The organism is Skermanella sp., from assembly GCF_059503625.1.
Genome location: NZ_JCACHA010000903.1, coordinates 1 through 7,614, shown reverse-complemented (window position 1 = coordinate 7,614; position 7,614 = coordinate 1). Strand labels below are relative to the sequence as shown.

10 protein-coding genes and 1 pseudogene are annotated in these 7,614 nt (G+C 61.8%); 7 read left to right on the top strand and 4 right to left on the bottom strand.

Annotated features, from left to right (window positions below):
• Window positions 1-428 precede the first annotated feature (428 nt).
• The 6 genes from AC5JJ6_RS32950 to AC5JJ6_RS32925 all read left to right on the top strand — a co-directional run bounded on the left by AC5JJ6_RS32950 (window position 429) and on the right by AC5JJ6_RS32925 (window position 4,415).
• Window positions 429-812, top strand: a complete 384-nt coding sequence (locus AC5JJ6_RS32950) for a hypothetical protein (RefSeq protein ID WP_496046095.1) — start codon at window positions 429-431, stop codon at window positions 810-812.
• A gap of 733 nt (window positions 813-1,545) precedes the next feature.
• Window positions 1,546-1,791, top strand: a complete 246-nt coding sequence (locus AC5JJ6_RS32945; RefSeq protein ID WP_496046094.1) for a helix-turn-helix domain-containing protein — start codon at window positions 1,546-1,548, stop codon at window positions 1,789-1,791.
• A gap of 220 nt (window positions 1,792-2,011) precedes the next feature.
• A complete protein-coding gene (locus AC5JJ6_RS32940; RefSeq protein ID WP_496046093.1) occupies window positions 2,012-2,464 on the top strand; it encodes a transposase in 453 nt (150 codons plus the stop codon).
• 83 nt (window positions 2,465-2,547) lie between these two features.
• Window positions 2,548-3,066 (top strand): DUF6398 domain-containing protein, encoded by a 519-nt coding sequence (locus AC5JJ6_RS32935; protein WP_496046092.1) that lies wholly within the window; start codon window positions 2,548-2,550, stop codon window positions 3,064-3,066.
• A 202-nt stretch (window positions 3,067-3,268) separates the two neighbouring features.
• Window positions 3,269-3,508 carry a hypothetical protein gene (locus AC5JJ6_RS32930; RefSeq protein WP_496046091.1) on the top strand — a complete coding sequence of 80 codons (240 nt, stop codon included), beginning with the start codon at window positions 3,269-3,271 and terminating at the stop codon, window positions 3,506-3,508.
• Entirely contained in the window at window positions 3,495-4,415 is a 921-nt protein-coding gene (locus AC5JJ6_RS32925) for a hypothetical protein (protein ID WP_496046090.1), read from the top strand. Before AC5JJ6_RS32930 ends, AC5JJ6_RS32925 begins: the two co-directional genes overlap by 14 nt.
• A gap of 142 nt (window positions 4,416-4,557) precedes the next feature.
• Here AC5JJ6_RS32925 and AC5JJ6_RS32920 read toward each other — a convergent pair.
• Window positions 4,558-4,720 (bottom strand): annotated as a pseudogene (locus AC5JJ6_RS32920) (integrase core domain-containing protein); the annotation flags it as partial.
• The gene (locus AC5JJ6_RS32915) at window positions 4,690-4,893 is read right to left on the bottom strand and encodes a hypothetical protein (RefSeq protein WP_496046089.1); all 204 of its coding nucleotides are present in this window, start codon (window positions 4,891-4,893) and stop codon (window positions 4,690-4,692) included. The gene AC5JJ6_RS32915 and the pseudogene AC5JJ6_RS32920, both read right to left, overlap by 31 nt.
• A gap of 169 nt (window positions 4,894-5,062) precedes the next feature.
• On the opposite strand from AC5JJ6_RS32915, the gene AC5JJ6_RS32910 reads away from it, so the two are divergent.
• Window positions 5,063-5,530: an IS6 family transposase gene (locus AC5JJ6_RS32910; RefSeq protein WP_496046088.1), complete on the top strand. Its 468-nt coding sequence runs from the start codon at window positions 5,063-5,065 to the stop codon at window positions 5,528-5,530.
• Between the two features lie 793 nt (window positions 5,531-6,323).
• Here the strand turns inward: AC5JJ6_RS32910 and AC5JJ6_RS32905 are convergent.
• Window positions 6,324-6,518, bottom strand: coding sequence for a hypothetical protein (locus AC5JJ6_RS32905; protein ID WP_496046087.1), 195 nt, complete (start codon window positions 6,516-6,518; stop codon window positions 6,324-6,326).
• A 23-nt stretch (window positions 6,519-6,541) separates the two neighbouring features.
• Window positions 6,542-7,555 (bottom strand): hypothetical protein, encoded by a 1,014-nt coding sequence (locus tag AC5JJ6_RS32900; protein ID WP_496046086.1) that lies wholly within the window; start codon window positions 7,553-7,555, stop codon window positions 6,542-6,544.
• Window positions 7,556-7,614: the final 59 nt, after the last annotated feature.

Below are 7,614 nucleotides of genomic sequence, written 5' to 3'. Positions count from 1 at the left end.
TCCGACCGCGCCGGCTCAAGCCCCAAGAGTCAGACCTTCGGGCGCTGGGTATCAGCCGCCAGAACCGCTATCACATCCGATTCAGTTATTCCGCGTCGGATCCTTAGTGGGCTCGGGATCTGTGGCCTATCGCACCCCTTGAGGGGCGGTGAGGTGGCGCATGGGACTGATCGTTAATCCGAGAGGCATCGCGGGCTCCGGCAAGACTGAGCTCGTTCGTCGCATCCTGGGCGCCTTCGGCCAATCACCCGAGGCGCTGGCGAAGTCCAATCCACCCGACGGGCCGAGGCAGCTGGTCCACGTCCTGCCGCACTCTGCGGGAGGCCGGCCGCTGGCGCTGATCGGCGCCTATTGGACTTGCTTCGGGAAAGGTCCGGGCAGATCTTTAGTGGATGACCGTCCGTGGATTAGATCCGCGATCGGCGCCGATGCGGATCCTTCATGTCCTCATCGTGCACTGTGATGCCGATCGCCCGAAGGCCCTTGAGTACGATCTCCTTGATTGTCTCGTCATTCTGTGCAGCTCGCATTTTCAGCTGCCGGATAACATACTCCGGCGCGCGTATGGAAAGACCGTGCAATTCGACCTTCCGCTCGGGTGCTATGGGACGGTTCGTCGGCATGTTCAGGACCGGCGTGACGCCTTGCACGAGGTACTGCTGCCGGGGGAGCGGACCTTTGGACACATGCCGGGCATCCTCGCGCTGCGGATTGTACCTCGCTTCATGCGTGGGAAGCGCATGATCAGTTCAAACCATCTGTCTGCACCTACGATCAGTGCCATCATTCCCGCCATCGCAGCATCGACGTGATGATGCGAATGGGACTCAAGCGGCACGGCATTGGCTAAACAGGTAAAGGGTGCATAGTGGAGCGCGCTGGTATGATGTTGGAACAGCTCTCCCGCCGTGGCGGCTTGCCCCATATCAGCGAAGCGGACTTGGGGAGTTCCATGCTCCCGCACGGCACATCTGATTGAGGGCGAGACCCGCCAGCAATTCCGCAAATCGTGCGGACCATCAGCACTGGTGCTCGATCCCCGTAGGGATGGCCCGTTGACGAGGCGCTCGGCCTGCTCATGTAGCTCACCTTCATCAGAGCATTGCGCGTTGACGATCCGCCAGCCGGGCCCCTCATCCACAAAGTTTTCGAAACTGGCGCCACCGAGGATCTGATCCGGTTCGGCGCTCGCGGTAGGCCGGCTGGCCTCTCGCCTAGCCCCTAGCGCCGTGAGCAGCGCCTCTAATCGGAGGCGGAGAGCTTGGCGCACCGCTGGGGCGAGGGGAGCGACGGTGGCGTCCGAGGCGGCCTCGAACGCCACACTCCGGACCCAATGACATTCGGTCTGCAAGCGCTGGAAGCCCGGCAGCGCCGCTCGGCCGCCCCAGGGGTTCGTCGGGGGCACCGGTACAAGGGGGCTGGTCCTGGGCGGGGAGAAGGGTGGCGCATGCACGACGGCGACCTCCGAGGTCCGATGGTGGGAGCTGAAGCGAATACCTAGTATACTGGGTAGCCGCAGACCAGCGCCCGCGGCGCCTTGGCAGCATGCGGCTACGAAGTGTGCTCGCCAGGAACCTGCGGCGCCTAAGATGGGAACGGAGCCTGTCGCAGGAGGAACTGGCCGCGCGCGCAGGCCTTAACCGTAACTACGTTGGGATGCTTGAGCGGGAGGAGTCTGCCGCTAGCGTGGACGTGCTCGAGCGTCTTGCTGAAGCCCTGGCGGTCGACCCGACGGAGTTCCTCTCTCGTGACGAGGCCAGCGGGTCACAGTCTGCCGCGCCCGCTAACTGACCGACGGTGCCGGCCTTCCACGTACGCAGCACCGAACCCTCCTACGCCGAGCTTCCAACTTGATTTTTCGCCATCTAGGCGGACGTGCAGGCGACGGAGGTCGGCATAGCGCAGCGTCAGATCGGTCAGAAAGACTTCAGAGCGCGGCCGGAGCCGCGCCCTGGTGCATTGCTGATGGAGCTGGCGGGGGGGCACCGGCTGGCCCGAGATTTTTCGTACCTTGGCTGGCATCTCGGGGGCGACGAAGGGCGAGACGGGTTGGCGGCCATTTTCTCTGGGCCGAGCCCTGCTGCTGGCCACTTGGCGCGACCTGTCGGACGTGACGCTCGAGAAGGCGCTGGACGACCGCGCCAGTTTCCGCCGCTTCTGCGGCTTCGCCGCCCACGAGCCGACGCCCGAGCGCAGCTCCTTTGTCCGCTGTCGGCGCGAGCTGGGCCGGCGTGGACTGGACCGAGTGCTATTCGAAGCCGTCCCCGGCCAGCTCGAGGCCAAGGGTGTGACGGTACACACCGGCACTCTGGTGAACGCGACGCTCATTGCGTCCGCCCGCATGGGGCTAGATGGCTGCCACCGTCGGCGCAGGCCGGTGCACGGCTATAAGAAGCACGTGGTGACCAACGAAGGTGCCGGCTTGGTGCGCGGTGTTGAGGTCACGACCATTTGCCGCAGGTAACATTCGGTGGGCCCGCCGTGTTTACCGATGACCCGGCAAGGAGGCATCCTGGGTTGAGACGTCCGTTCCGACATGAGGTTCCCTTGGTCAAGCCCTCTCGTTCGACTGCGGTGCCGAAGACCATGCAGGCGAGTTACGACGCCGTGGCTGCGCTCACAGATGCGTTCTGCCGCGACTACCTGAGCGAAGAATACCGCGACCTCGCACGCGCCATGGCCGCGGCCCTCTGCCGCAAGCGCCCGAGCCCCTTGGCATCGGGGCAGCCGCGGACCTGGGCGTGCGGCATCATCTACGTTCTGGGTCAGCTCAACTTCCTGTCTAACAAGGCGAGCAAGCCCCACATGACCATGGCTCAGGTCTGTGCTGCTTTCGGCGTCGGCCAGAGCACGGCAAGCGCCAAGGCCAAAGTCATCTCTGACGCGCTGCGCACAAACCGGATGGACTCAACCTGGATGCTACCGAGTTTTGTCGACCGCAACCCGCTGGTATGGATGGCCGAGGTCAACGGCATGCTGGTCGACCTGCGCGACATGCCGCGGGAGGTCCAGGTGATCGCTTACGAAAAAGGCTTAATCCCCTACGTTCCGGCAGATCGAAATTAGGGGACGGCGGCATTGGGCCAAGGCAGCCGCACGACCCAAAGCGGCTGCTCGAAGGGAAGCCATCTTGCGTTCAGACTGGAGCGGAGTGGAGACCGGAAGGCCGGAGAACCGCTCCCGTAACCGATCAAACCCTTTGTGCAGAGATACTAGTCGGCGGTGGAATAGGATACGTTCGACCCTATATGCTGGAGTCGCAGACACAATGAGCCACGTCGTATACGGGCCTCTTCCCATTACCCCCGATCGGGCGCCCCCGGCCGGCGTGTCCGAGCGCATCGTTCAAGTGAACGGCAACGCATCGGCGGTAGTCCGCATCCTCGACGCCCGTCGGGCGACCTTCGGTACCGACCTCGCCTATGTTTTCGGCCGCAATGTCGCCCGCGCACGCGAAGAGAACGAGAAGATCACGGGGAGCCCGGACGGCGTCGTTGTCCGACGCTGAGCGGCCCGTCGTCCTGTACCAAGCCGAGGCCGGTTTCCGGAACGTCGGGCATGCCGTCGTGAAGCCGAAGCCGACCGACTTGTGGGATTTCGAAACGTTCGATCCGGACCTAATCGTGGCTCTGCAGGACAACGCCGATCTGGTGCGCGCCTATGTCGAAACCGAGCGCCGCATTTTCCTGGCGTACGATCATGGCTCCGGACGGGCCAGCCTTAAAGGTCGCCCCGAGAACCCATACGCTCGCGCCTACCTCTTGTTGCAGGAGGACATGGCGGCGGGCATGCGGCATCGGACGATTCGCGCTTACCACTACACCCGCCTAACCGACGGTGAAGTCGAGGCGATGTGGCGCGACGGCATCCATCTCTCGACCTTGGCTACCCTGCGCAAGCGGCTCGAAATCTGCGTCGTGGAGGGCTCCCTAACTTCCTCTGAGGCGGACGCCCTCTACGCAGCAAGCCCTTTCCATGGGCAGATGGGGGTGCGGGCAGACCGTTTCTGGGCGACGTCCCACCCGCACGCAGCCGACGATAGCGGCGTATCCCCTTTGCTCCAGCATTGGGGCGGAGAGGTCGCCTACATGTGGGTCGAGGATGAAGCCCTCATCGCCAAGGTCCAGGCGATCGGAAAGCCGCGCATTATCGAGGTTGCAGTCCCGCTCGGCCTCACCACCGCAGACTACAGCGCCTGCAAGACCGTCCTCGCCACCTTCGCCCGTTCGCTAGGCTGCGTCGCCGCCAAGCACGCCATCGACGTCTGCGTGACGGCGGCACTTCCGCCCGACGCCGTCCTCGCGGTCCATACAGATGGCGAGGCGGTCTTTGCCGCTATGGGGCGCGGGTATCCCGGCAGCTTCGTGGACGTGGCCTTGACCTACTGGAAAGACCTCACCGGTGAGGCTGACTAGCTGTCAGGTTGTGAGACCTCCTTGGCAGCCTCGACGATGAGGCATGCTTTGGCGATATTGTCTGGTCCGGCCCGGCCCTGCGGCTTTGGGTTGGTGAGTTGACGTCGCTGTGCGAGGTGTTCGGTGACGACCTGGTTGGGCGTTGTGCCCTCGAGCACTCGCTGACGGCGACTGTTGTAGGCGGCGTTGAAGCCGCGCTGCAACTGCTCGAGTTGCTGGTGAGACCAGATGGTGATGCCGAGCACTTCGGTGCCAACCCGGCTGTTGAAGCGCTCTACCATGCCGTTGGTCTGGGGCGAGTAGGGCCCTTCAGCCGCGCCACCTCGTCGCGCAGCGCCTGGTTCTCCGCCTTCAGCGCCGCATTTGCCGCCCCGAGGTCGGCGACCTTTGCCACCAGCGTGCCGACGAGGTCGCGCAGCTCAGCGAGCGACAAGGTCTCCAGCGGTGCGCTGTCGGGCGGCGACATCAGCAGGGTCAATCACGCCGCTCCGACAGGCGCAACCGCCACGCCCGGGAATCTGCCCCGGTTACAACGTCTTGGGGAACATCCTGTCGGCGTGGCCACTTACAGGTGGAGCGGCTCTTCACCGATTTTCCCGCATAAATAGCTACTGCCAAGCAGCTGCCGATTTCGCCGACAGTATCAGGTGTTCCTGAAGATCAATAGCGAGTTCCATTATCTCTGGCGCGCGGTGGACCAGTGCGGTGTCGTGCTCGATATCGTGGTCCAGGACCGCAGGAACGCCACCGCTGCGAAGCGCTTCTTCAAGCGCCTGCTCGCTGAGCTGAAGTACAAGCCAAAGCGTATCATCACCGACGGCTTGCGCAGCTACGGCGTTGCGCACCGCGATATCCTGCCCGAGGTGAAGCACCGAACCAGTCGCTACCTGAACAAACGCGCCGAGAACTCTCACAGACCGACACGGCGCCGAAAGCGAAAGATGCAGCGGTTCAAGTCACCGGAGCAGGCGCAGCGCTTCCTGTCATCCCACGCGATGATCTATGGCCACTTCCGTCCGCGGCGGCATCTAATGACTGCTGCTGAGTGCCGTGATGCCCACACCAAGGCTTTCCGGAGCTGGGGGCAGGAGACGTGCGTCCAGGTGGCCGCGTAAGCACGACGGGCGTCATGTCGCGCGGTCAAACGCGTCCATCAATCCAACAACCTGACAATGCCCCCCCGGGATACAGGCCCAAAAGCGTGTACGATTACTCGTTAAATGGGGATCCTCAACATCAACGGACCCTAGACCGAACGAGGTGCGGCATGGACGCAGAGGCCAGCTACGGCCGGTGATGGCAGGCCACATCAATGACTCGCTGCGGCGGCGGGTTTATCCACCTGATCCCAATGGTGGGGCCGCTGGAGTTCACCCCCATGTACCTGGCGGGACGTGCCCCTCCGCTCCACGGGCCTCCGACCCATTGAATGGAACGGTCGGCAGAATCATAAACGTAACTTCCGGTCTCTCGCCCGACGGAATACTTCCCTCCGGGCAGCAGCGAAAAGCCCCCGAATGGGCCGAGCGGCCAGAGCGTAAAGCATTCGTAATTCCCGAGGGGTGGGGCCACGGGCTGCCCAAGGGCACCCATGGGCCATGCTCCGGCGCCCAGCGCCGCGGCTAAGCCGAGCGCAAATTTGCCCACGCGGCGCGTCGCCCCCGGTATCTGCCTGCGATGGTCGTGGTCGCGCGTCATTGGATTACTCCCCCACTTCGAGTCCATAGCGCCTTGGTCTTGCACGGCTAGGCGGAAAAACTCTAAACGATACCCGCCAGGTCGCCAGGATCTTGTGCCGGGGAGTGGCGAAAACTTGGGGAGCTACGCCGCGAGCTGGATTGCCTGCTGACCGAAGCGTCCGTCCAGTACCGCGGCTTGGACCTGGGGCACGCAGTGGGCGCCCCGCGGTCACCAGCGCATCTGCCGGCGCTTGTTCATGCGCGCATTGGCCAGCTGGTTGACCGTGCCCTCGGCCTGTGAGCCAGCCGCTACCGGCGGATCAACATTATCGACGACCGCGCCGTAGATTTTTTTGCACACATCTGCATTGCGATGATCTCCATCAACGCACGCCCTCTCGCTGCCCATACTCAGGCGCAGCAAGGAATCTAATCGCGTACAGCTTCTTACCTAGGGTCAAATGTATGCAGAGGCGGTCTTGGGCTCTGATAGCCCTGGTGTACCTGGTAAGCGAGATGAATGCTTCTCGCCTGGCTTAACCATTCGCTTGTCCCTGGAATTGCAGGTGTCTCCCCAAAGTACAATCGTCCGGCAGATAGATTTTTGATCGGATCTAATGCTCCGGTACTCGGGGAGATATCGATTGGCAAGGTAAGAGTATAGCTTGCTTGCAAGCTGGTACCTAGAAAAGTTTTTGTCCCCCAAAAGAAATTCGGGCGCTCTGAGCCGTTTGAGTGGCACTTCGGATCATCGGCTTGGCGCAGGTAATCGGAGTTTTGTAGCAAAAAACTTACAATGAGTTCTTGAGTGTTTGATCCTGTATTTGTTAAGCGCCCTACGATAGTGCCAGGCACATCGCCTGAGATGCGATAGTTGCAGCGATCCAAGGAACCCCGTCCCCTAACCTCAAGGTTATTCACACCAGCCCACCTGAAAGTGGCCGGTCCTTCGTAATCGATTTCCCCAACCCAGTCGTGGAAGCGGTTTCCTGGGTCTCGCGCGACAAGCAAACCTTGCATCGAAAAATTCACCGTTTCTCCTCCAGTTACCCTTTGATAATCGGTCTGGAGATCAGCATAATGGCAACAGTCTATTGTGCCCTCGATACGAACGTGAAATTCACGGGGTGTGTAATCAGTGACCGGGAAGCTGTAAGTTTTACTTGAAGCCCAGCGCGTCGACTGAATGAGGTCCGGGATTAGGTTAACTATGGCATTGGGGCCATTGATAAAACCAAAACTATCATACCCTGGGGAAAATATGGACTTTGGCTCTACGGCGATATTGACCCGAACTTTGAACTCTCTCCGTACTTCAGATGAGTTAGCTGGTAAGTTCGCTGGCTGGGGTGCGCCGTAGACTCCTATGCGCGCGACGCCTCGTGCGTCCGTGCGGCTGGAAGCCACCAAATTACGGCCAACTCCCTCTGTCTGAATGCGATTATTATTATCGAACTCCACAATAGTGACCAGCCCCCATTGAGTGATCCGGGTGGAATTTTAGTGGGCCATCGCAGCCA